Annotated in this window: 21 protein-coding genes and 1 pseudogene; 4 read left to right on the top strand and 18 right to left on the bottom strand. The window is 64.1% G+C overall.

Annotation, left to right across the window (positions count from 1 at the left end; translation table 11 throughout):
- Window positions 1-21: 21 nt before the first annotated feature.
- The gene (locus EB230_RS06710) at window positions 22-1518 is read right to left on the bottom strand and encodes a CoA-acylating methylmalonate-semialdehyde dehydrogenase (protein ID WP_056575272.1); all 1497 of its coding nucleotides are present in this window, start codon (window positions 1516-1518) and stop codon (window positions 22-24) included.
- A 161-nt stretch (window positions 1519-1679) separates the two neighbouring features.
- Between EB230_RS06710 and EB230_RS06705 the strand changes: the two genes are divergently transcribed.
- Window positions 1680-2558 (top strand): LysR family transcriptional regulator, encoded by an 879-nt coding sequence (locus tag EB230_RS06705; protein WP_056575270.1) that lies wholly within the window; start codon window positions 1680-1682, stop codon window positions 2556-2558.
- A gap of 127 nt (window positions 2559-2685) precedes the next feature.
- Here the strand turns inward: EB230_RS06705 and EB230_RS06700 are convergent, their stop codons facing one another.
- Complete coding sequence (locus EB230_RS06700; RefSeq protein WP_056575267.1) at window positions 2686-3261, bottom strand: hypothetical protein; 576 nt, start codon at window positions 3259-3261, stop codon at window positions 2686-2688.
- Between the two features lie 203 nt (window positions 3262-3464).
- Here EB230_RS06700 and EB230_RS06695 point away from each other — a divergent pair, with 203 nt between their 5' ends.
- Together EB230_RS06695 and EB230_RS06690 are read left to right on the top strand one after the other, a co-directional pair.
- On the top strand, window positions 3465-3908 hold the full coding sequence (locus tag EB230_RS06695) for a hypothetical protein (RefSeq protein ID WP_172371892.1): 444 nt from the start codon (window positions 3465-3467) through the stop codon (window positions 3906-3908).
- Window positions 3905-6058: a phosphatidylserine/phosphatidylglycerophosphate/cardiolipin synthase family protein gene (locus EB230_RS06690; RefSeq protein ID WP_172371891.1), complete on the top strand. Its 2154-nt coding sequence runs from the start codon at window positions 3905-3907 to the stop codon at window positions 6056-6058. Before EB230_RS06695 ends, EB230_RS06690 begins: the two co-directional genes overlap by 4 nt.
- 76 nt (window positions 6059-6134) lie before the next feature.
- Here EB230_RS06690 and EB230_RS06685 read toward each other — a convergent pair whose 3' ends face one another.
- The 10 genes from EB230_RS06685 to rsfS all read right to left on the bottom strand — a co-directional run bounded on the left by EB230_RS06685 (window position 6135) and on the right by rsfS (window position 15731).
- Window positions 6135-7391, bottom strand: a complete 1257-nt coding sequence (locus EB230_RS06685; RefSeq protein WP_172371890.1) for a D-amino acid dehydrogenase — start codon at window positions 7389-7391, stop codon at window positions 6135-6137.
- Window positions 7392-7514: 123 nt separating this feature from the next.
- Window positions 7515-8057 (bottom strand): hypothetical protein, encoded by a 543-nt coding sequence (locus tag EB230_RS06680; RefSeq protein ID WP_056576458.1) that lies wholly within the window; start codon window positions 8055-8057, stop codon window positions 7515-7517.
- Between the two features lie 14 nt (window positions 8058-8071).
- Window positions 8072-8494, bottom strand: a complete 423-nt coding sequence (rnk, locus tag EB230_RS06675) for a nucleoside diphosphate kinase regulator (RefSeq protein ID WP_056576455.1) — start codon at window positions 8492-8494, stop codon at window positions 8072-8074.
- A 272-nt stretch (window positions 8495-8766) separates the two neighbouring features.
- On the bottom strand, window positions 8767-9906 hold the full coding sequence (alr, locus tag EB230_RS06670; RefSeq protein WP_172371889.1) for an alanine racemase: 1140 nt from the start codon (window positions 9904-9906) through the stop codon (window positions 8767-8769).
- A gap of 92 nt (window positions 9907-9998) precedes the next feature.
- Window positions 9999-10520, bottom strand: coding sequence for an RNA pyrophosphohydrolase (locus EB230_RS06665; RefSeq protein ID WP_056575254.1), 522 nt, complete (start codon window positions 10518-10520; stop codon window positions 9999-10001).
- A 35-nt stretch (window positions 10521-10555) separates the two neighbouring features.
- Entirely contained in the window at window positions 10556-11734 is a 1179-nt protein-coding gene (locus tag EB230_RS06660) for a divergent polysaccharide deacetylase family protein (RefSeq protein WP_172371888.1), read from the bottom strand.
- 194 nt (window positions 11735-11928) lie between these two features.
- Entirely contained in the window at window positions 11929-13260 is a 1332-nt protein-coding gene (locus tag EB230_RS06655) for a S41 family peptidase (RefSeq protein WP_056575247.1), read from the bottom strand.
- A 1-nt stretch (window position 13261) separates the two neighbouring features.
- Window positions 13262-14632, bottom strand: coding sequence for a murein hydrolase activator EnvC (locus EB230_RS06650; RefSeq protein WP_056575244.1), 1371 nt, complete (start codon window positions 14630-14632; stop codon window positions 13262-13264).
- A gap of 166 nt (window positions 14633-14798) precedes the next feature.
- Window positions 14799-15281, bottom strand: a complete 483-nt coding sequence (gene rlmH, locus EB230_RS06645; RefSeq protein ID WP_056575241.1) for a 23S rRNA (pseudouridine(1915)-N(3))-methyltransferase RlmH — start codon at window positions 15279-15281, stop codon at window positions 14799-14801.
- Window positions 15282-15353: 72 nt separating this feature from the next.
- Window positions 15354-15731, bottom strand: a complete 378-nt coding sequence (gene rsfS / locus EB230_RS06640; RefSeq protein ID WP_023766075.1) for a ribosome silencing factor — start codon at window positions 15729-15731, stop codon at window positions 15354-15356.
- A gap of 298 nt (window positions 15732-16029) precedes the next feature.
- Between rsfS and EB230_RS06635 the strand changes: the two genes are divergently transcribed.
- Window positions 16030-16881, top strand: coding sequence for a mechanosensitive ion channel family protein (locus EB230_RS06635; RefSeq protein ID WP_056575238.1), 852 nt, complete (start codon window positions 16030-16032; stop codon window positions 16879-16881).
- 25 nt (window positions 16882-16906) lie between these two features.
- On the opposite strand, the gene EB230_RS06630 is transcribed toward EB230_RS06635, so the two are convergent.
- From EB230_RS06630 to EB230_RS06605, 6 genes and pseudogenes are all read right to left on the bottom strand, one after another.
- Window positions 16907-18205, bottom strand: coding sequence for an MFS transporter (locus tag EB230_RS06630; RefSeq protein WP_172371887.1), 1299 nt, complete (start codon window positions 18203-18205; stop codon window positions 16907-16909).
- 81 nt (window positions 18206-18286) lie between these two features.
- A pseudogene (locus tag EB230_RS06625) lies at window positions 18287-18460 on the bottom strand (nicotinic acid mononucleotide adenylyltransferase); the annotation flags it as partial.
- Window positions 18461-18542: 82 nt separating this feature from the next.
- Window positions 18543-19364 carry a hypothetical protein gene (locus EB230_RS06620; RefSeq protein WP_246738920.1) on the bottom strand — a complete coding sequence of 274 codons (822 nt, stop codon included), beginning with the start codon at window positions 19362-19364 and terminating at the stop codon, window positions 18543-18545.
- Complete coding sequence (locus EB230_RS06615) at window positions 19361-20929, bottom strand: amidohydrolase family protein (protein ID WP_246738919.1); 1569 nt, start codon at window positions 20927-20929, stop codon at window positions 19361-19363. The genes EB230_RS06620 and EB230_RS06615 overlap by 4 nt, the downstream gene beginning before the upstream one ends.
- A 75-nt stretch (window positions 20930-21004) precedes the next feature.
- A complete protein-coding gene (locus EB230_RS06610; RefSeq protein WP_056575225.1) occupies window positions 21005-21592 on the bottom strand; it encodes a nicotinate-nucleotide adenylyltransferase in 588 nt (195 codons plus the stop codon).
- Between the two features lie 190 nt (window positions 21593-21782).
- Window positions 21783-23069 carry a glutamate-5-semialdehyde dehydrogenase gene (locus tag EB230_RS06605; RefSeq protein ID WP_172371886.1) on the bottom strand — a complete coding sequence of 429 codons (1287 nt, stop codon included), beginning with the start codon at window positions 23067-23069 and terminating at the stop codon, window positions 21783-21785.
- Window positions 23070-23072 lie beyond the last annotated feature (3 nt).

Genomic DNA, 23072 nt, shown 5'->3' with positions numbered 1-23072 from the left:
TCGTGAAACAGACATCAGACCTTAGTTCATCGTCGGGATGACGAATTCCGCGCCGTCCTTGATACCGGACGGCCAGCGCGAGGTCACCGTCTTGGTCTTGGTGTAGAAGCGGAAGGCGTCCGAGCCATGCTGGTTGAGGTCGCCGAAGGACGACGCCTTCCAGCCGCCGAACGTGTAATAGGCGATCGGCACCGGGATCGGCACGTTGACGCCGACCATGCCGACCTGGACACGGCTTGCGAAGTCACGCGCGGCGTCGCCGTCGCGGGTGAAGATGGCGACGCCATTGCCCATTTCGTGGTCGTTGGCGAGCTTGATCGCGCTCTCATAGGTCGGGGCGCGCACCACCGAGAGCACCGGCCCGAAGATCTCTTCCTTATAGATGCGCATGTCTGCCGTGACGTTGTCGAAGAGGCAGCCGCCCATGTAGTAGCCGTTCTCGTAGCCCTGCATCTTGAAGCCGCGGCCGTCGACGACCAGCTTGGCGCCTTCCTTGACGCCGGTGTCGACATAACCCTTCACGCGCTCCAGCGCCTGCGCCGTCACCAGCGGGCCGAAATCGGCGGCCGAATCCGTCGACGGGCCGACCTTCAGGCTTTCGACACGTGGAACCAGCTTCTCCATCAGCCTGTTGGCGGTATCGTTGCCGACCGGAACCGCGACCGAGATCGCCATGCAGCGTTCGCCGGCCGAGCCGTAGCCGGCGCCGATCAGCGCGTCGACGGTCTGGTCCATGTCGGCGTCGGGCATGATGATCATGTGGTTCTTGGCGCCTCCGAAGCACTGCACGCGCTTGCCGGCGGCCGTGCCGCGCGAATAGATGTAATGCGCGATCGGCGTCGAGCCGACGAAGCCGACGGCCTTGATGTCGGGATCGTCGAGGATGGCGTCGACGACTTCCTTGTCGCCGTTGACGACGTTGAGGATGCCTGCCGGCAGCCCAGCCTCGAGGAACAATTCGGCGATGCGGATCGGCACGCCCGGATCACGCTCGGACGGCTTCAGGATGAAGGCGTTGCCGCATGCAATCGCAGGCGCGATCTTCCACAGCGGGATCATCGCCGGGAAGTTGAACGGCGTGATGCCGGCGACGACGCCGAGCGGCTGGCGCATCGAATAGACATCGATGCCGGGGCCGGCGCCATCGGTGAACTCGCCCTTCATCATATGCGGCGCGCCGATGCAGACCTCCACCACTTCAAGGCCGCGCTGGATGTCACCCTTGGCGTCGGCGATCGTCTTGCCGTGCTCGCGCGCCAGTATGTCGGCCAGTTCGTCATAGTCGCGGGCGACCAGTTCGAGGAATTTCATCAGCACGCGCACGCGACGCTGCGGGTTGGTGGCGGCCCATTTCGGCTGCGCCGCCTTGGCATTCTCGACCGCCGCGCGCAGTTCCGCCTGCGAGGCCAGCGCCACCGTGCCGCGCACGGAGCCGTCCATCGGCTGCATGACATCCTGCTTGCGGCCGCTGGTGCCGGCGACACGCTTGCCGCCGATGAAATGACCGTATTCGATCATGATTTCTCTCCCTGGGTTTGTGATGCCGCATTGTCCGCCTTTGCGGGGGCGAAGGCAACGCGAGGGAGAACGCAACCGTTGTGCGAAAATTAGATATCGATTGACGACCGCGCATCAATTCTCGCAAATAGCGGCCGCAAGACATCTCCTGAGGGCTTCCCATGAACTGGGATGACGTCCGCATCTTCCTCGCCGTCGCCCGCGCCGGCCAGATCCTTGGCGCCGCCAGGCGGCTGGAGCTCAACCACGCCACCGTCTCGCGGCGCATCGCCGCGCTCGAAGACGCGCTGCGCACAAAGCTGTTTCGCCGCCTGACCACCGGCAGCGAACTGACGCCCGCCGGCGAGCGCTTCCTCGATATTGCCGAGCGCATGGAGGGCGACATGATCGCCGCGCGCTCGACCATTGCCGGCGAGGACGACGTTTCGGGCACGGTGCGCATCGGAGCACCGGACGGCTTCGGCGTCGCCTTCCTGGCCAGGCGCCTCGGCGAACTGACCGCACTGCATCGCGAACTGACGATCCAACTCGTGCCGGTCCCGCGTTCCTTCTCCCTGTCCCGGCGCGAGGCCGACATCGCCATCACCGTCGAGCGGCCGACGGAGGGCCGGCTGGTGGCCGGAAAGCTGGTTGACTATTCGCTCGGCCTGTTTGCGTCGCGGGCCTATGCCGATTCCAATGGTCTGCCCAGGACCGCGGCCGAACTCGGCCAGCACACGCTCATCGGCTATGTTCCGGATCTTATCGTCAGCCCATCGCTCGACTACGCGGCCGAGTTCAGCGCCGACTGGCGCACCAGCTTCGCCATTTCCTCCGCCCTCGGCCAGGCCGAAGCGGTGCGCTCGGGCGCCGGCATCGGCATCCTGCACACCTTCGTCGCGCGTTCGATGCCGGAACTGGTGGCGGTCGATGTGGTGGCGCCCATCCGCCGCGCCTATTGGCTGGTCTATCACGAATCGGTCAGGCCGCTGCGTCGCATCCAGATCGTCGCCAGCTTCATCACCAAGGCGGTTGAGCGAGAAAGAAGCCTCTTCCAGTGAAACAATTCCAAGAAAGCGGCTTTCCCTGGCAAAAGCGCGTAGCGCTTTCCCCAGGGAATTGCGTCAAAGCAGAAATCTGCAGCGGCTCGGCGCTTCCCTGAAACGATAGACCGCCGCAGAAGCGCCGTCAGGGGCCATCGAGAATGAACGAGCCCGCCACCCGTTCGGCCTCATCGGCCAGCGGTGCCCATTTCTGCTTGGTTTGCTCGACAGTGTCGCCCGTGAGCCCACACGTCACGAGGCCGAAGTGCATGCCGCGGATCGAAAGCACGACCTTGGCGTGGCCAGGGAAACCGGCGTTGCCGTCGTCGATCCGGAAATCCATGTCGGCCATGCGTGCCGGATAGCCATCCGGGAACCGTATCAACTTGTCGCTGCTGAAAACGGCCGAGTCGAAGGCGGCTCCGACCATCTCCTGCCAGGCTTCCCCTGACCATTCCGTTTCCATGAATGCCTTGGGATCGGCCGGCGAGCCGGACGCCTGCGGGTCGTAGCGGCCGACCGATACCCGACAGGTAAGGCCCTGGTCGCCGGACTTTACCTTCAGCCGCATCGTCTCGCCGGAAGGCGGCTCGTTGGTCCATTCCTCCGGAAAAGTCAGCGAGAATCCGTTGTCGTGGTCATGGACGGTCTTGTCGGCGGCATTGGCCGCCGACACAAAGAACAGCAACGCGACAGCCATGGCCGGAAAGCCGATACGCATCACTGGTGCTCGCAAGATACCACGACGTGATTTGCGCCTTGACTAAGGCAGGTATGCGGCCGCGACAATAACACGGCAAGGTGAAACACGCCGCCTTTTCCTTGCCATAAAACCGACCAGTGTGGCATCAGGCATGCGGTCGTCGGCCACGAGGCAGGGCCACCGGGTGGGGAACATCGTTCAGAAAGCTGGCGCGGATAAAAATGCGAGCCGTTCTTGCCATCCTGCCGCTGGTTTTCGTCTCGGCCTGCGCCAATCCATGGACGAAGGTGCCGGAAGCCCAATTGCCCAAACCGATCCGCTACGTCATGGCCCGGCCCTCGCCTTTCGTTATCGGCAATTACTGCGGCCCCGGTACCCGCACCGGCGATCTGTCGGCCCAGCCGGTCAACCGCCTCGATGCGGTGTGCCGGACCCATGACGCCTGCTACATCGCCCGTCACAATCACTGCGACTGCGACGGCGCTCTCGTCGCCTCGGCCAGGACGATCCGCGACGACAAGACGGCGCCCCGCAAGATGCGCGATGAGGCGGAATTGCTGATCGCGACTTTCGCCATCCCCATCTGCAAGGTTTTTCCGCAGGGCTTCATGCCGCCGCGCGACCCGGCGCAGTTGAACGGCATGAAGACCGGAGCCGCCGGTTGAATCGCCGCATACCCATCATCCTTGCCCTGTTCGGATTGGCGGCTCTTGCCGGCTGTGCCGACGCAGGCCGCGATGCCTGCGACCTCCTGCCTGGGCAGGAAACCTGCACACCGCCCTCGCCGTCGGCCAGCACGCCCGGGCCACAGGTGGCAGCGTCGCGGTTTTTCGGCGATGCAGGCACCAACGACTATGAAAGACGGTTCCTGGCACTGCTCGCCCACAACCAGCTTGGCGCCATGGATCGCGCCAACGGCACCGGCCCTTTCGGGCGCAACCGCCGCGATGTCCAAAATCGCGATTTCCAGGCGACCTATTCGACGCTGCAGCAACTGGCCGAACCGGTCGCCAAGGCGCATCTGCTGCCAACCGGCGGCGGCAGCGGCGAAGGCCATTTCGCCGGACGCTGGCGGATGTCCCGGCAGACGCTCTACATCGATCCGTCCGCGCGCGCCTCGGCACCCAGGACTTTCGATTTCTCCGGCCTGCAGGCACGCAGCACCGAAATCGTCGTGCGCCAGGCCGGCAAGCAGCCTGCCGACATCGAGAGCACCTGCGACGGCGCATTGGCGATCCGGACCGCTGGAGCCTCCCGCACCATCACCGCCGGCGCGGCATTCCGCTTTCGCCTGTCGGGCGAGGACGATGCGGTCAGCCTGTTTCCTGGCGACAGCCTGAGCCGCTGCACGGCGAGGATCCGCTCCAGCCTTGACCCGGCGGGCGCTCCGCTTACCATCCGGCGCGAAGAGACCGCCGATCCAGCACTCGCCAGCTTCGACAGCCGCTACCAGCGTTGCCCGGTTCCCGACAGCGCCGGCCTCGACGCGCTTGAGCGCGCCTTCTATGCCAGCCGCTGGCTGTCGCAGACCTGCGCCATGCCGATCGGCGCGCCCAAGCTGCTGCGCAAGTCGCGCGAGGGCTTCAACGCCAAGGTCGAGGCGCTGATGGGCGCGCCGCTGTCCGATGCGGCGATAGACAAGGGCGACCCGGAACTGCCGCTCGATTTCTCCAGGGCGCCAAGGCTGAAGCTGATCTATCTGTCCTCACTTGAATTCAAGGCGGACTTTTCCGGCCGCATCATCGAACGGTTGATCCGCCATCATGCGGCCCTTGGCACCAAGGTGCGCATCATGGTCACCGATGTGCTGGAACGCGACAAGGACGATGCCATGCTGCACCGGCTGGCGGCTGAGTTCCCCAACGTCCAGCTACAGGAATACCGCTGGCGCGCCGATCATGGCGCCCCGATCGACGAGCAGATATCGCAACTGCACAAGACCCATCACATCAAGATGCTGGCGACGCTGGCGCAGGACCCCGCGCGCTCGCGCGTCATCATAGGCGGCCGCAACATCCATGACGGCTTCCTGTTCCACCAGCCGATCGATCTGTCGCGCTATCCGGACCTGCAGCAATACGGCAAGACCGACGGCTTTTCGCTGAACTACTATTCGAACTGGAGCGACTTCGACATCGAGTTCGCGGACAGGCCGACGGTCGAGACACTCGCCGCGCATCTGTCGACGATATGGCTGCGCGATGCCGACACCAATCTGGCCCGCCCCTTCTCCGTCCCGGTTCGCGCCGATGGCCGCCCCCGGGGCAACGCCCGGCATTTCATTTCCGTGCCCTATGAGGACGACCATGCGCTGGAGGATTATTTCGTCGAGCTGGTCGACGCCGCCCAGCACCATATCCAGATCGTCAACCCCTACCTCAATCTGACGCCGAGCCTCGCCCGAGCCTTTGACCGGGCACTCGCCCGCGGCGTCAAGATCGACATTGTCGGCCGCATCGATCTCAAGGGCGATATCGGCGGCAAGTTTCTCACCGCGCTCAACAAGCTGTTTGTCGAGAAATATGGCGACCGCATCGACATACGCGAGTTCAAGGCGCCGGATGTGGTGCTGCATTCCAAGATCATGATGATCGACGAAAGGCTGGTCGCCATCTCCTCGGTCAACCTCAACAACCGCAGTTTCTTCCACGATTCAGAGAACGGCATGATGGTGCTCGATCCCGCCTTCTATGTCAGGATGAAGCCGATCTATGACGACTATCTCGCCCACTCGAACCCGGTTTCCACCGAGGTGACGATCCCCTGGGCCTACCGGCTGCTGTTCGACGAGGCCTGGGTCAGGCAGGCGTTCTGATCCAATTCCAGGAAAAGTGTGAAGCGGTTTTCCGTCCGGAATTGCATCCACCCAACATGCCGAAGGAAGCCCGCTCCTATTTCAGGTAGCGTTCCTGCGCCAGCGCACGGGCATCGATCTCGGGCACCCGGTTCGACATGATGTCGGCCAGCACCTTGGCCGAGCCGCAGGCCATGGTCCAGCCGAGCGTGCCATGGCCGGTGTTGAGATAGAGATTGGAAAGCTCGGTGCGGCCGATCAGCGGTGGCCCATCCGGTGTCATCGGCCGCAGACCGCACCAGAAGGTCGCCTCGCGCATGGCGCCGGCGCCTGGAAAGAGATCGCCGACCGAATGTTCGAGCGTGCGGCGCCGCGATTCATGCAGCCTGAGGTCGAAGCCGGAGATCTCGGCCGTGCCGCCGACGCGGATGCGGTCGCCCAGCCGGGTGATCGCCACCTTGTAGGTTTCGTCCATCACCGTCGACACAGGCGCCAAGTCGGCATCCTTGATCGGCACGGTGATCGAGTAGCCCTTGACCGGATAGACCGGGATCGACCGCTTCATGCGACGCATGAAGCCCGCCGAGTAGCTGCCCAGCGCCATCACATAGGCGTCGGAGGCCTTGAAACCCTTGCTGGTGCTGAGGTTGGCGATGCGGTTACGGCTGCGGATGACGCGGTATATCGTCGTGTCGTACTCGAACTTCACGCCCCGCGCCACGCATAGTTCCGTCAATTTGTCGGTGAACATCTTGCAGTCGCCGGTCTCGTCATGCGGCAGCCGCAGCCCTCCGACGAATTTCTCACGCACGCCGGCCAGCGCCGGTTCCGCCGCGATGCAGCCCTCCGGGTCGAGGATTTCGTAAGGCACGCCATATTTCTTCAGCACATCGACGTCGCCCGCCGTGCCATCAAGCTGCTTTTGCGTGCGGAACAGCTGCAGCGTGCCCTGGGTCCGCTCGTCGTAGGTGATGCCGGTCGCCTCGCGCAGCGCCTTCAGCGTGTCGCGGCTGTATTCGGCCAGCGGCACCATGCGCGACTTGTTGACCGCATAGCGCTCGGCCGTGCAGTTGCGCAGCATCTTGACCAGCCAGGTCCACATATGCGGATCGAAAGCCGGCCGCACCACCAGCGGACCATGCTTCATCAACAGCCATTTGATCGCCTTGAGCGGAATGCCGGGGCCGGCCCAGGGCGAGGCATAACCGGGCGAAATCTCACCGGCATTGGCAAAGCTGGTCTCCAGTGCCGGGCCTTTCTGGCGATCGATCACCGTCACCTCATGGCCAGCCTCGGCGAGATAGTAGGCCGTGGTCACCCCGATGACGCCACTGCCCAGCACCATGATCTTCATCGTTCACTCCTTGCGCGCCGCGCGTCCCCAAGACGCCCGTGGTCGCGACCGCATTTCTCGATTTGCGCATGATCCCAGGTGAAAATCGATGCCGATTTTCGAGAACCATGCGCTGTGGCCTATTCACGCCGCCGAGGGACCGGGGTCGTCGTCTTCTGTCTGCCGCATTCCGGCCGTCTCGCCAAGAGGCCGCCAATCGGCTGCGGCGCTATAGACGAGAGTGAGCCCATGCGGTCGCTGCCCGTCTGCCCGGTCTTTCTGCCTGACCGCGCGCCGGGCAGCCTCCGGCTGGTAAAGCACGGCCTTGATGAGGATCGACTCCCGCCGGCCATCGGCGTGCTCGATCGAAGCCGTTTGGCCTTGCGCCATGCCAAGCATGCAGAGCCCTCGCCTGGTTGCCACCGACAGGCTCGAGCCGACCGGTCCGCGCACCTCGTTCTGCACCAGGGTGCGCGTCTCGGCGTGACCGGCGTCGACGCTGAACACCACCCTGCTGTTCAGCGTGACGATATCGGGGCCGACCGAATCGATCGGGACGACGTCGGCGCTTGAAAGCTTGTATTCGAGCATGTGCACGACCGGATCCGCGAATGCCCGCCGGCGCTCCAGCATGACTTCGAGGACAGCGAAGTCTTTCGTCGTCAGGCAGCAATTCGTGCTCGTCATCACCGCCTCCACGATCAGCGCCGCTGCTGGCCGGAGGCCGGCGAGTCGACGGCTTCGATCGTCACCGACAGTTCACGGCCGTCACGACTGCTCCAGCACACCGTCTGCCCGATCGCCGCTCCGATGAGCGCCGTTCCCATCGGCGTCAGCACCGAAATCCTGTTTTCGGCAATGTCGGCTTCGCCGGGATAGACCAGCGTGATGCGCTGGGTATCGCCGCCCTCGGTGCGGACCGTCACGATCGAACCCATGCGCACCACGCCGGCCGGCATCGTCGCCGCGTCCGTGATGATGGCCCGGTCCATTTCCGAAAGCAGTTCCTCGGCCGTCTCGGGGGCACGGTCGAGCAAGGCCCTCGCCAGGCCTGTCAACCTGTCATGGTCGGTGTTGCTGATCAGTATCTGGCTGCTTGGGCGCAGTCCTGTTGCATGTTGCATGGCAAACCTCATGGATCGGCGCGTCGAACGAATGCGCGCCTGCCGCCACGCTGGCGGCGCTACGAAAAGCCGCCAGCGGCAAAAGGCTGGACGGCTTGATGGCGATTTTGGATGTATGGATGCCCCGGTACGGACGGACGCCAAAAGGCGGCCGCGCCGGGGCTACGATCCCGCGATCGGGCAGACCCTGAACAAGGTTCTGATGTAAGCGAGGTTGCTCATGCCCCGAACCTTGCCGACAGGCGCCCGCTTGTCAAGCGTGGCCAAACCGCTCAACCGCCGACATAGCGCCGGTGAAAGCGGGGACCAAGACTGGCCAGGATTTCATAGCCGATGGTGCCGGCATGGCCGGCGGCATCGTCGACGCTCTGCGAAGGACCCAGCAGCTCGACAAGATCACCCTCGCGCAGCCTGCCGGGCGGCACTGCGGAAATATCGAGAATGATCGAATCCATAGACACGCGCCCGAGGAAAGGCAGGCGTATGCCTTCGAACCAGGCTGCCGAGGCGGAACGCCGCAGCCAGCCATCCGCATAGCCGAACGAAATCGTCACCAGGCTCAACGGGCCGTCCGCGTAGTAAGTGTGTCCGTAGCCGATACCGGTGCCTTTTTCGACCCGGCGCGTCTGCGCCACCTTGGCTTGCAGCCGGACCACGGGCAGCATTGGATTGGGTGCGCCTGGCGTCGGATTGATGCCGTAGAGCGCCGCCCCCGGCCGGGCGAGATCATAGTGATAGGGCGGACCAAGAAAGATGCCGGAGGAGTTGGCAAGCGAAGCAGGCACCTCAGGCAGCATGGCGCGCAGCCGCTCGAAAGCCAGCCGCTGTTCTTCGTTGGCCGGATGGCGCGGTTCGTCCGCGCAAGCCAGATGGCTCATCACATATCTGACATCGATTCCATCGAGCGCGCCGGTATCCTTGGCCACGGCCTCGACCTCGGCTGGCGCCATGCCAAGCCGCGACATGCCGCTGTCGACCTGGATGGCGGCCGGAAGCCGGCGCCTGGCGTCACGCGCGGCCGCGCTCCAGGCCTTCAACTGCGCACCGCTGTTGATCACCGCGCACAGGCCGGCCGCCACCGCTTCCGGCTCGGAACCCGGCGGCAGTCCATTCAGCACGTAGATTTCCGGTTCGCTCCCAACCACCTCGCGCAGCGCGATGCCTTCGGCCAGCAGCGCGACGAAGAAGACGTCGCAGCCTTCTTTCATCAAGGCCGATGCCACCTGCGCGGCACCGAGACCATAGGCGTCGGCCTTGGCCACGCCGGCGCAGCGCACGCTGCCCAGCCTTGTCTTCAGTCGCCGGTAGTTTTCGCGGATCGCATCGAGATCGATGGTCAGGATTGCTCCGGCCGCCGCTTCACTTATGGCAACAACGTCCTCGGGCAGCAATTTTGTAGGGGCGTCGTTCATGGCGACCCTCCTTGTGGCGGATAAGCATCAATAGGACCGCTGGGCCGGCGCGGCAACTGCGGCCCTTCGAACCATGGCCGCCGGTCGTCCAGCTACGGCACGAGATGCCGGAACGCCGCCACCACGTCTTCATAGACCTTGCGCTTGAACGGCACGATCAGGTCGGGCAGGTCCCGCATCGGCCGCCACGACCATTTGTCGAATTCGGCGGTGTGGCCACCCGGCGGCGGATTGATCTGGATTTCGTCGCTATCGCCATGAAAGCGGAAGGCGAACCATTTCTGCGTCTGGCCGCGATACCGCCCTTTCAGGGCAATGCCGACCAGATGGTCCGGCAGATCGTAGTTGATCCAGTCCGGAGCCTCGGCGAGCAGCGAGACGCCGCGCATGCCGGTTTCCTCATAGAGCTCCCGCTCCGCGGCCTGCAGCGGCTCCTCGCCCTTGTCGATGCCGCCTTGCGGCATCTGCCAGAGCTGCGTCGCGCCTGCGAATTCGCTGTCGGGTTCGACAATACGATGCCCGACCCAGACCAGGCCTTCGCCATTGAGGATCATCAGCCCGACACAGGGACGATAAGGCAGCGCTTCGCGGTCGACCTTTTTCGTCTTTGCCATTATCTGTCCTCCGAGCGGTTCGCGGCCAGGCGTGGCTAGCCTTTTTGCGGGTCTATGGCCACCGCCGAAATCGGCACGATCTCGATGCCGCGCTTCCTGGCCTCGGCAATCCAGGACGCAACGGTGTCGACGGTCAGGTCGAAGGCCGAGCCGATGCCGACGGCGGTGCCCTTGGCCCGCGCGGTGGCTTCGAGACTGTCCAGTTTCTTCAGGATGGCGCCGCGATCCTGCACCGCATCGATCGCCGTGTCGCCAGCGACGAAGGGCACGCCATCCTTCAGCGCCAGGTCGGGCGCCAGGCTGCGCGCCGACGAGCCATCGTCGACATAGGCAAGCCCCCGTTTGCCGAGTTCGGCCATGAACGGCTCCATCGCCGCCGGATCGGCGGAGAAACGGGCGCCCATATAGTTCATGACACCGGTATAGTTCGTCGTTCGCGACAGCGCCCAGTGCAGGTTCTTGAGATTCTCTTCGGCACTCGCCGCCACCGTCAGCGTGTTGCGGCCGGGGTTGACGTTGGGATAGTCGAACGGTTCGAGCGGCACCTGCATGACGATCTCGTGGCCGCCCTGTCGGGCGGCCTGCATCCAGCGGCCAATGCTGTTGCCCTGCGGCGCGAAGGCCAGCGTCACTTCAGGGGGCAGCTTGGCGATCGCCGCCTGGGTGCCGGTCTGGGAGACGGCAAGCCCGCCAATGACGATCGCCACCCGCGCACCGCGCGCACCGGACCATGGCCGCGCATAGACATCGAACGGCCGCCTTCCGTCTGCGGAGCGTATCGGCAAGGGTCCGCTATCGCTGGCTTCGATCAGCGCCTTGTCGGGAAGATGCGCGATCTTCAGGTTCTGCCCGATGCTCGACGGGTCGCGAATGACGATGGCCGCCTGCGGAGGACCATCGCCCTCCTGCTTCTGCACATGGATGATCTGCGGACCACCGGTCTTGGCTGGCGTTTCGACCTTTGGCGCCGCGACCGGGGCCAAAGCGGATGGCGCGGCGGCAGGCTCGGGCGCCGTCACTTTCGGCGTCGAAACGGCGACCTCTTGCGGCTTGCGAAACGGCTTTTCCCGGAGCGCGATCGCGGCTGAAACGCCGACCACCGCCAATACGACAACGCTCGCCGCGACAATGCCCGGGCTGACCTTGCCGGCGGCGCGCGGCACCCGGACGGTCTGTCCAAGCGGGCGTTCGATGTCCTTGCCGATATCAGCCAAGCCTTGTCCCCGGAGCGCACGGTTCCGAAGGCGACCCTTCGGCAGGACATGCGCAAATTCATCAACCCCGGCGCACCCCTGGCGCCATATCTGGAGGCCTTGCCTTGCCCCCGAATCAAACTGCCGGAACCTTTCGGCCCCGGCAGCATCGCATTGCTTCGTTCAGGCGGCCAGACTGTTGCTGGCCGTGAATTTTACTGGTTGAGCACGGCCTTTTCCGGATTGGGCGGGAAGGCCGGATCGGTCTTCTCGCCGCGCAGCAGCTGCTCGGCGAAGATCAGCTGCAGATCGTCCTTCGGATCCGGCGGCACATAGGCTGCCGAGCCCGATCCCGTCGAGCTCTCGTCGGCGCCCTTGATATGGCCCTTGAGATCGGACTCGCCGCGCGTCAGGTCCCTGCCCTGCAGTTCCGGCGGCAGAGGCTGGTCGACCTTGATGTCGGGCGTGATGCCCTTGCCCTGGATCGACTTGCCCGACGGCGTGTAATAGAGCGCCGTCGTCAGCCGGAGCGCGCCATTCTCGCCGAGCGGAATGATGGTCTGCACCGAACCCTTGCCGAAGGACTGCGTGCCGACCACGGTGACGCGGCGCAGATCCTGCAGCGCGCCGGCAACGATTTCGGAAGCGCTGGCCGAGCCGCCATTGACGAGCACGATCATCGGCTTGCCGTTGATGTCGTCGGTCTGCTTCGGCTTGGCGTCGAAGCGGGTGACGTCCTTGGGATCGCGCCCGCGCGTCGAGACGATCTCGCCGCGCTTCAGGAAGGCGTCGGACACGCTCACCGCCTGGTCGAGCAGACCACCCGGATTGAGGCGCAAGTCGAGCACATAGCCCTTCAGCTTGTCGTCCGGCACCTGCTTCTTGATGGTCTCGATGGCGTTCTCGAGGTCGTCATAGGTCTTTTCGGTGAAGGAGGTGATCTTCATGTAGCCGATGTCGTTCTCGACACGGAACTTGACCGCCTTGACCTTGATGATGTCGCGCACCACCGTCAACTCGATCGGCTTGTCGGCGCCCTGGCGCAGGATGGTGAGCTTGATCGGCGTGTTGACCAGGCCGCGCATCTTGTCGACCGCGTCGTTGAGCGTCAGGCCGCGGACCTCTTCGCCGTCGATCTTGGCGATGTAGTCACCTGCCAGCACGCCGGCCTTGGCGGCAGGTGTGTCGTCGATCGGCGTGATCACCTTGACCAGGTCGTTCTCCATGGTGACCTCGATGCCGAGGCCGCCGAACTCGCCCTTGGTCTGCACGCGCATATCCTGCGCCTGTTCAGCGTTCATGTACGAAGAGTGCGGATCGAGCGAGGAAAGCATGCCGTTGATGGCGTTCTCGACCAGCGACTTGTCGTCGGGCGGCGTGACATATTGCGCCCGGACCCGCTCGAAGATGTCGCCGAAGATCGCCAGCTGCTTGTAGGTCTCCGATCCCGCAGCGTTCGCCGACGAGCCAGGAGCACCATAGACAAGGCTCATGGCGGACGCGCCCATCAGCGCACCGGCAAACAGAAGCGACAGTTTCCGCATCATTTCACGTCCTTCCAGAAAAACGGTCCGCCCACCATGGGGCCGGATCGACGGGTTTTCCATCCTTGCGGAACTCGACATAGAGTTCCGGCGTGGCATTTACATTCTTCGAAACCGAGGTGCTTGCCACCCGGGCCTCTCCCATCGCGCCGACCGGCTCTCCTGCGAGCACCGACTGGCCAGTCACGACGCTGATTCTGCTCATCCCCGCCAGAACGACATGATAACCGTCGCCGGCATTGAGGATCAAGAGTTGACCATAGGAGCGAAACGGCCCCGCATAAAGCACATTCCCATCCGCCGGCGCGGTAACGATGGCTCCCGATTGTGTCGCAAGCATGTCGCCAAGCATCACTGCGCCGTTACCGTCATCGGCGCCGAAACGGCGCTTGATGCGGCCGGTGACCGGCAGCGCGATTTGCCCCTGCAGCGCCGAGAACGGAGCCGTCGCGGTGAGCCGGTTGCCTTCGGGGACAGGGATTGCCGCCAGCGATGCCGTTGTGTCGCCGCCAGTCTGATCGTCACCCGCCTGGCCCGCGGCGGCAGCCTTGGCGGCATCAGCGGCCTTGCGGGTCTTGTCGGCCTGCGCTTCGAGCGAGGCGATCAGGTCCTTCAGGCTGGAGGCCTTGGCCGCCAGTTGCTCTGAACGCTGCCGTTCGGCCGCCATTTGCGCCTGCGTATCGGCCTCGAGCTTCTGCTTGGCTTCGAGCAGCATGCCGAGCCGCTTCTTTTCCGCCACCTGCTCGCCGACCGCTTCCGTCAGCCGCGCCCGTTCGGCCTCAATCGAGGCCGTCACCCGGGTCTGCTCCTTGAGGTCGGCCAGCAGGCTGTCGGTCTGCTGGCGCAATTCCGGCACCACGGCGCCGAGCAGGATGGCGCTGCGCACCGACGACAGCGCGTCCTCCGGCTTGACCAGGATCGCCGGCGGCGGGTTGAGGCCCATGCGCTGCAACGCGCCCAGCACTTCGGCCAGCACGTCGCGCCGCGCCACAAGCGAGGCACGGATCTTCTGTTGCTGGCCCTTCAGCCCCTCCAGCTTGGCGCCGATATCCTCGATGTCCTGGCCAAGCTTCTGCTCGGTCATCGCCGACTGGATCAGCGCGGCGGTGATCGACGCATGGTCCTTCTTGACCGCGGCGATATCGGCGGCGAGCTTGGCCAGCCGTTCCGACGACAGCGTTATTTCCTTGGAGACCTGTTCGTACTCGGCGCGGCTCTGGTCCGGATCGGGCGCCATGTCGAGCGTGTTCTCGGCCCGTGCCGCGTGGAACGACAAAAGGATCGCAGCCGCCGCGACGCCGCAACGCGCGCGCCAGAAGCGCCCGGTTGATGAGCCCCTTGTTGAGCCCGGTGTCGATTTCCAGCCTTCAGACATTCCCGGTCGATTCTATCCGCGGCTTCGTTAACGAACCATCAACCATGTTGACGCCTGTCGCCCAGAACCGCGCGGTTGTCCTGGGATAACGGCATGCACATGGAAAAATAGTCCCAGCCCGGTCTCGCGCGGCATTGGGGCGGAATTCGGTGCGATCCGGGAGCTTTCAGGATCTGTGATAGGGGTGGCCTGACAGGATCGTCGCCACCCTGTAGAGCTGCTCCCCCACCATCACGCGCACCAGCTGATGCGGCCAGGTCAGCGCACCGAACGACAGCACCAGATCGGCTTGGCCGCGCAGCGATGGGTCGTGACCATCGGCGCCGCCTATGGCGAGCACCAGCGCCTTGCGCCCGCCATCGCGCAACTGTCCGATACGATCGGCGAAATCCTGCGAGGAAAGGCTCTTGCCGCGCTCATCGAGCAGGATAAGGGCCGTGCCCTGCTGCAACTGCGCCTGCAGCCTCGAGCTCTCGTCACGCTGGCGTTCGCTGGCGCTTTGCGCGCGGCCCTCGGCAATCTCGGTGACCCCGGAGAATTCGAGCCCGACCGCCGGCCCGCTCTTGGCGAAGCGCTCGAAATAGCGGTCGGCCAATTCCCTCTCGGGGCCGGCTTTCATTCGGCCCACGGCATGAACTGAAATCTTCATCCCGCCTCTATAAGCCGTTAATGCATGTCACCCAAAGGCGAAATCCGACTTCCGGGCAACGGCACAAGCAGCCTAGTGAAGGGTCTCTTCCTCGAGATCCGGCGCCTGCCACATCTTTTCGAGATTGTAGAATTCGCGGACTTCGGGGCGGAAGACGTGGACGATGATATCGCCCGAATCGATCAGGACCCAGTCGGCGCCGGAGAGCCCCTCGACGCGCGCCGTGCCGAGGCCGGCATCCTTGAGCGCCTTGAGGAGATGGTCGGCGACAGCCGAGACATGACGGTGCGATCGGCCCGACGCGACAACCATATAGTCGCCGAGGCTCGATTTCCCCTGAATGTCGATTGAGACAATATTTTCGGCCTTGGAGTCTTCCAGACTGGCAAGGACTGTCTTGATGGCACGGGACACGGCGTCGTCTACGCTGATCCCGGCCGGCGAAGGCATGATATCGGCCTTCTTCCGCAGTGCTGTTCTCAGTGTATTTCCTTTCGCAGCAAGAACAACCAAATCACCCCCAAAAGCAGGTGACACCACTTAGATAGGCAGAGTTCCGTTGCAGTTTCAAGACGCTGCCCGACTCATGCGAACTCGCCGATTGCCCTGTTGTTCCATGCGGCAGGCAAAAAGATCGGAACCCAGGCGCCGCGCGGCGGTTATCGGCTGACCGACCAGAAGCAATTCCAGGAAAAGTGTGAAGCGGTTTTCCGTTTGGAATTGCGTCAAAACAAAGTGGAATCCCGCCATGCCGATCGACCCGCAAGACACCATTCTCACCGTTCAGGCCGGCCTCGCGCAGCTCAGCACGCTGATCGTCTCCTATTCCTTCTCCGCCATCGGCGCCGTCATTCTGCTGGTGGTCGGCTACATCGTCGCCGGCCTCGCCGAGCGTTCGATCTTTGCCGGCCTGGGTCACATCCACGGTTTCGATGCGACGTTGCGGCATTTCTTTTCCAAGATCGTCCGCTACGCCATCCTGATCCTCGTCGTCATCATGGTGCTCGGCCAGTTCGGCGTGCAGACCGCCTCGATCATCGCCGCCATCGGCGCCATCGGCCTCGCCATCGGGCTGGCGCTGCAAGGTACGCTGCAGAACATCGCCGCCGGCATCATGCTCCTGGCGCTGCGGCCGTTCCGCATCGGCGAATCCGTCGAGGTCGGTTCCATCGCCGGTTCGGTCGAGGAAATCGGCCTGTTCGCCACCAGGCTCAGGACCGCCGACGGCCTCTACATCCTGGCGCCCAATTCGACGCTGTGGAATCAGCCGGTGCGCAATTTCTCGCGCAATGGCGTGCGCCGCGCCGACATCAGCCTGAGCATCGGCTCGTGGAACGATATCGACGGCGCCCAGAAGACATTGCTCGCCCTTGCCGGCGCCGAGAAGCGCATCCGTCGCGAACCGGCGCCGATCGCCTTCGTGGCCGGCCTTGGCGATACGACCGTTTCGCTTACCTTGCGCTACTGGACCTCGGCGGTCGACTATTTCTCCACGAACATCGACATGACGAAACGCGCCAAACAGGCTTTCGACAGCGAGGGCATCTCCATTCCGCTGCCGCCACCGGAAGCGCCGGCGCCCGAAGCTCGCAAGCAGTAAGCAATTGCGGCGGGACAAACAGCCTTCAGTCCTTGGCCCGGCCTGCGGGCTCGTCCGGCGCATAGGCGAGTTCGACCGGAAGCGGGGCCTGCGCCGTCATCGGTGCGAAGCTGCCGGTCTCAGTGGCAGGCACGGCCTGTGTGGTGAACACACGCAACAGCACGAAAAGGCAGAAAGCACAGGCAGTGACGATTGCCACATAGATGAAGGCTTGCGTGCCGAAGACCGCCGACAGCGCCGTCACGATGCCCGGAACCACAAAACCGGCCAGCGACCAGGCGAACAAGAGCGAGCTGGACAGCGCCACCATGTCGTCCTTGCCGGCACGGTCGGCGGCATGCGCGCTGGACAGCGAATAGATCGATTCCGAGGCGCCGTCCCACAAGACGTAGATCACCAGCAGCGCCGGCAGCGCGCCGCCGTCGAAACCGAGCGCGAACATACCCGCCGCCGCAGCTAGCGCGGACGCTCCGATCAGCACGTAACGGCGGTCGGTGCGGTCGGAAATCCAGCCGAAGGGAAGCTGCAGGATCAGCGTGCCGAGCGGCATCACCGAAAGCAGCAGCGCCACATCGGCCTGGCTGTAACCCTTGGCCGTCGCATGGATCGGCGCGAAACCCGCGATCGACATGGACAGCCCGCCGACCGCCAGCATGCCGGCAACACCGACCGGCGAAATCCGCCAGGCGCGGCGCAGCGCCACCGAGGCCGCCTGAGGAGCGGGTGGCTGCGCCAGCCGCGTCATGCCGACGGGCAGGATCGACAGAGCGGTAAAGGCGATGCCGACCAGCGGCGCGTCCGCCGTTTTGATATCGACCAGCGCCAGCGTCGCATAGCCGACACCCAGCCCGGCGACGTAGGCGACGTAGAAAAAAGCCATCACCCTGCCGCGTATGGCATTGGCGACCGCATCGTTCAGCCAGCTCTGCGCGACGATGAACAGGCCGCATATGGCAAAGCCGTAAAGCGCACGGGCGGCGATCCACAAAACCGGATACGGCCCTGCGCCGACGGCGGCATTGGCGAGCGCGATCAGCGCCGACAACACCATGAAGGCCCGGGCATGGCCTACCCTGCGCACCAGTGGTCCGGTGAGGATGCAGCCGGCGAGGCCGCCGGCCGACAGGCCGGTTATGATCAGCCCGGCCCAGGTCGGATCGAAACCCTCGACGCCGAGCCGGACCGGGATGTAGGCGAACATCAGCCCGTTGCCGATGGCGATCAGCGCCATCGACACGATGACGCTGGCAATCGCGATCAGCGGCGTGGGCGCGCTGCCATGCTCCGGATCGACTGCGGGTTGGGTCTTGGTTTGAACTGCCATGTCAGGCCAGCATCGCTGATCGGCTGGACAAACGCCGCCGCAAAAGCGACATGGCCGGGCGGCCGAAACGCTGGCTCTTCTCTATCCCTTTGCCATCTTCCGGATCGCGCTCGACGACAGCGACGAGCGCGGGCCGTGGATGAAGGTCCAGGCCGGCGCCTTCATGCGGGCAAGCCGCGGCGCGTCGCCTTCATCGATGCGGGCATAGTCGAAGGTCTTGGGAACGACCGACGACAGGAACGACAGCGTCGCGCCCGTACACCGTTGAGCACGATCATGATCGATGGGCTTCAGACAATCCATCGGATGGGTCGCATCATAGATTGGTCCCAGATCATCAGAATCGCCAGGTCACCCCCAGCACTGGCCCAGACAATCGAGTATCGAAGACGTGACCGCCGGACTCGTAGTCGACACTGAGTACCTTGTAGCCGCCCGAGACGGAAAGATGGTCGTTTATGATGTAGTTGGCGGTTGCCAGCACCTGCCAGGTGGTTTTGGACCCGACGTTGAAGCCGCCGACATCCGCCTGAACCTGCGCCGAGAGTTTGTCCGTCATCCTGAGAAAGGCGCGCGCGCCAACGACCGGGTCAGCCCATCCAAAGCTTTCCTTGTAGCTGCCCGACAACCCTGCCGCCTGCACGGTCACCCGGTTGGAGATATGCCAGAAGCGAACACCGCCCAGCGCATCCAGGGTGAAAGCTGGACTGTCATAGACACGATAGCCGGCCTGCAGTGTCGATGTGAATTCCTTGGTATCCACGCTGCCGCTGATGCTGGGGACTTGCGGCAATGGCGGGGGCAGGGGCGGAAGCGGGCCGGTTGCTTTCTCGTCTGTCGTGTCGACATACATGGCGTCGGCGGAGAAGACGAAGCGGTCGTAGCGCCCCCATACATTGATGAAGCCGCCAATGTTCAAATCATTCATGACGTCCGAGAATGATTTGTCGACACCAATGGTCGGGGCCCTGCGGAAAGGCGATATGTCGCCGTTGATGCCCGCCGCCCAGAGATAGGGCGTGACCTGCAGGGCCCAGTACTTTTCGCCATCCGCGGTCGTGTCGGCGCTTCCCGCAAGCACGTCAGCCGCCCTTGCTTCCATGGAAACGAAGGCGGAGGCGGCAAGCATGCCTATCCCGAGGATTGCTCGCAAGGTCATCCCCCCAGCGTGTTCTTGTGGATGCGCCCATCCTTCATGATGAGCTTCAACGTTCGTTCCGGATTTGCGATGAGGGAAATGTCCTCGAGCGGATTGCCATCGACGATGAGCATGTCGGCATAGGCGCCGGGTTCGATGCGTCCGAGTTTTCCCGGGTAAGGATTGCGCGGGCCGGAAAGGCCGGCAAGCTCGGCATTGCCGCTGGTCAGCAACCGCAACACATCCACATTTTCATACCACCGGCTGAACTTGGCGAGTTGCTTTCCCTGTGTCGAGGTGCCTTTCGGGTTGAACAGGATATCAGTGCCCAGGGCCATGTTGATTTTGTATTTACGTCCAAGCTCGACGGCCCGCGCCGTACCTTCGGCGATTGTCTGCTGCTGCGCGCGCTGTTCCGGCAAGGCGTAGGTGTTGGCATCCTCGTCGGCAAGGAAGGGCTGGATGCTCCACCATGCATCTGCATCGGCTATGCGTTTGGCGGTCTCCTCGTCGGCGAGTTGGCCGTGCTCGATCGACTTCACACCGCTGGCGACCGCACGCTGCACGGCGGCGGGCGTATAGGCATGGATGCACACATAGGTGCCCCAGTCAGCCGCAGCGGATACCGCAGCCTTCATCTCGGCCTCAGTGTATTGCACAGCGTCGATCGGGTCGTAGGGCGAGGCGACGCCTCCCCCGCCCATGATCTTGATCTGGCTCGCCCCCAGCATGAGCTGCTCGCGTACACGGCGCAGGACTTCCGCCTCGCCATCAGCGATCTCGGCGATGCCAGCCTGTTCCGCAAGGCTTGCGTTGCTTTGCGGAGTGCGCGGCAAATCCGTGCGCATTCGGAAGTCGCCATGCCCCGAAGTTTGCGAGATCATGGCGCCGGAAGGATAGATGCGGGGACCCACCAATCGCCCTTCATCGATGGCGCGCTTCAAAGCGAATGACGGGCCACCGACATCACGAACCGTCGTGAACCCGCGCAACACTGTCCGCTCGGCCTCCTGTGCGGCGACGAGATGAACATAAGGGACGTCGGCCGTCATGGCCGCGACCTGCGAGATACCGGCAAGCAAGGCATGCCAGTGGGCATCTATCATGCCCGGCATCAGCGTGCCGCCTGCGCAGTCGATAACCTCGGCATCGGCAACCGTTTCGCTGGCGCCAGGCAGAGCCTTGATCGTCTTCCCGTCGATAAGGACAGACTTGCCTTCGATGAGCTTGCTTGCCTGGCCGTCGAAGATCCTGGCATTCCTGAGCAGGATCGGCTTACCCGCTGCCTGCGCGAAGGATGGGGATGCAAGGCCGAGCGCCGAAGCACCGAACATCCCGGCGATACCGGAAAGAACAGAGCGGCGTGAAATGTCTCTGTTCAATCGATCGAAGAGGTTGAGTGCAAGCGGACTATGACAAGGGCAGTCCAACCCGTGCGCCAAGCCCCCATACCTGTTGCCGAAACTAATTCTCACAACAACCCCCCGCCGAAAAGAGGTAAAAATTGATGTAGGCAGCGCTCGCACGCAATCAACTGTATCGCCGAAGAACTCGTCTTTGATGACAGAGGCACCGTTGCCCGTCAATATCAGGTTGGGATAGCAGTGAACGCTGCCGGACCGTTCACTTACTGTTGAGCGCTGCCGGTGATGCTGGGCCGATCACCCCTTTGCCATCTTCCGGATCGCGCTCGACGACAGCGACGAGCGCGGGCCGTGGATGAAGGTCCAGGCCGGCGCCTTCATGCGGGCGAGCCGCGGCGCGTCGCCTTCATCGATGCGGGCATAGTCGAAGGTCTTGGCGACGACCGACGACAGGAACGACAGCGTCGCGCCCGGGCGGTCGATGACCGCGATCGGGAAGGTGAGCACGATTTCGCGCCAGCGCTGCCAGCGGTGGAAGTCGCGCAAACTGTCCGCGCCCATGATCCAGACGAAATCGACGCCGGGATTGCGCGCCTTGACCAGGGCCAGCGTGTCGGCGGTATAGCGCACATGATGCGCCGCCTCGAAGGCGGTGACCTTGATTTTCGGGTTCTTGGCGATCCGCTCCGACAGGTGTAGCCGTTCGGTCAGCGGCGCCAGCTCGCGCGTGCTCTTCAACGGATTGCCTGGCGTGACCATCCACCATAACTGGTCGAGCGCCAGGCGCCTGAGCGCAATTTCGGCGACCAGTGCATGGCCGGCATGCGGCGGGTTGAACGAGCCGCCGAACAGGCCGACGGCCAGCCCTTTTTCGGCGTGCGGCATTTTCAAGTAGCGGGAAGGGACGGCGTTCTCACCCTCCCCCTTGTGGGGGTCCACAAGACGGGCAGGACCCGTGGCTTGCCCAGGTCGGTCGATCCGCGAAGCGGAGCGGGGTGGGGGTATCGTGGAATTCAGCGTCGTCCCCCCAGCCGGCTCGCCACCCCCTCCACAAGGGGGAGGGTAAGACCAGCGCTCAAGGCCTCACCTGTCCCGACCCGCGCACGCGGTATTTGAACGAGGTCAGTTGCTCGACGCCGACCGGCCCGCGCGCATGCATCTTTCCGGTGGCGATGCCGATCTCGGCGCCCATGCCGAACTCGCCGCCATCGGCGAATTGCGTCGAGGCATTGTGCAGCAGGATGGCCGAATCGATCTCGTTGAAGAACCGCTCCACCGCCTTCGCATCCTCGGCGATGATCGCCTCGGTGTGATGCGAGGAGAAGGTCTCGATGTGCTCGATGGCACCACCGATACCATCGACCAGCTTCACCGCGATGATGGCGTCGAGATATTCCGTCACCCAATCGGCATCGGTCGCCGGCTTGGCGTCGAAAAACACTTTCAGCACCTCCGCATCGGCGTGGATCTCGCAGCCGGCGGCGCGGAGCGCGTCGAGGATCGGCACCAGATGGGTTGATACCACCGCGCGGTCGACCAGCAGCGTCTCGGCCGCGCCACAGACTCCGGTGCGCCGCATCTTGGCGTTGACGGCGATCTTCAGCGCCATGTCGAGATCGGCCGAGCGGTCGATGTAGAGGTGGCAGATGCCTTCGAGATGGGCAAAGACCGGCACGCGCGCCTCGTTCTGCACCCGCCCGACCAGGCTTTTGCCGCCGCGCGGGATGATGACGTCGAGCGTACCGCCAAGCCCCTTGAGCATCTCCCCGACAGCGGCGCGATCGGTAGTCGGCACCAGCTGGATGGCATCTTCAGGCAGGCCGGCGGCCTTCAGGCCGTCGACCAGGCAGGCATGGATGGCGGCGGACGAATTGAGCGAATCCGAGCCGCCGCGCAGGATTACCGGATTGCCGGCCTTGAGACAGAGCGCACCGGCATCGGCCGTGACGTTGGGCCGGCTCTCATAGATGACGCCGACGACACCCAGCGGCGTGCGCACGCGCTCGATATGAAGGCCGTTCGGTCGGTCCCACTCGGCGATGACGTCTCCGACGGGATCGCGCAGCGCGGCGATCTCGCGGATGCCATCCGCCATGGCGCGGATGCGCGCCGGATTGAGCTTCAGCCGATCCATGAAGGATGCCGACAGCCCCGATTCCTCGCCATTCGACACATCGATGGCGTTGGCGTCGAGAATGTCCTGTTCCCGGGCAAGGAGCGCGTCCGCCATGGCAAGGAGCGCGGCATTCTTGGCGGCGGTGGTCGCGATGGCCAGCGGTCGGGCGGCGGCGCGGGCGCGGCGGCCGATATCGGCCATCAGCGCCACGGTATCGTCCCCGGATTTTTCATGCAGCTTCAGCATGGC

This window comes from Mesorhizobium sp. NZP2234, from assembly GCF_013170765.1.
Taxonomy (GTDB): domain Bacteria; phylum Pseudomonadota; class Alphaproteobacteria; order Rhizobiales; family Rhizobiaceae; genus Mesorhizobium; species Mesorhizobium loti_D.
This window is presented reverse-complemented; position numbering and strand designations above follow the sequence as displayed.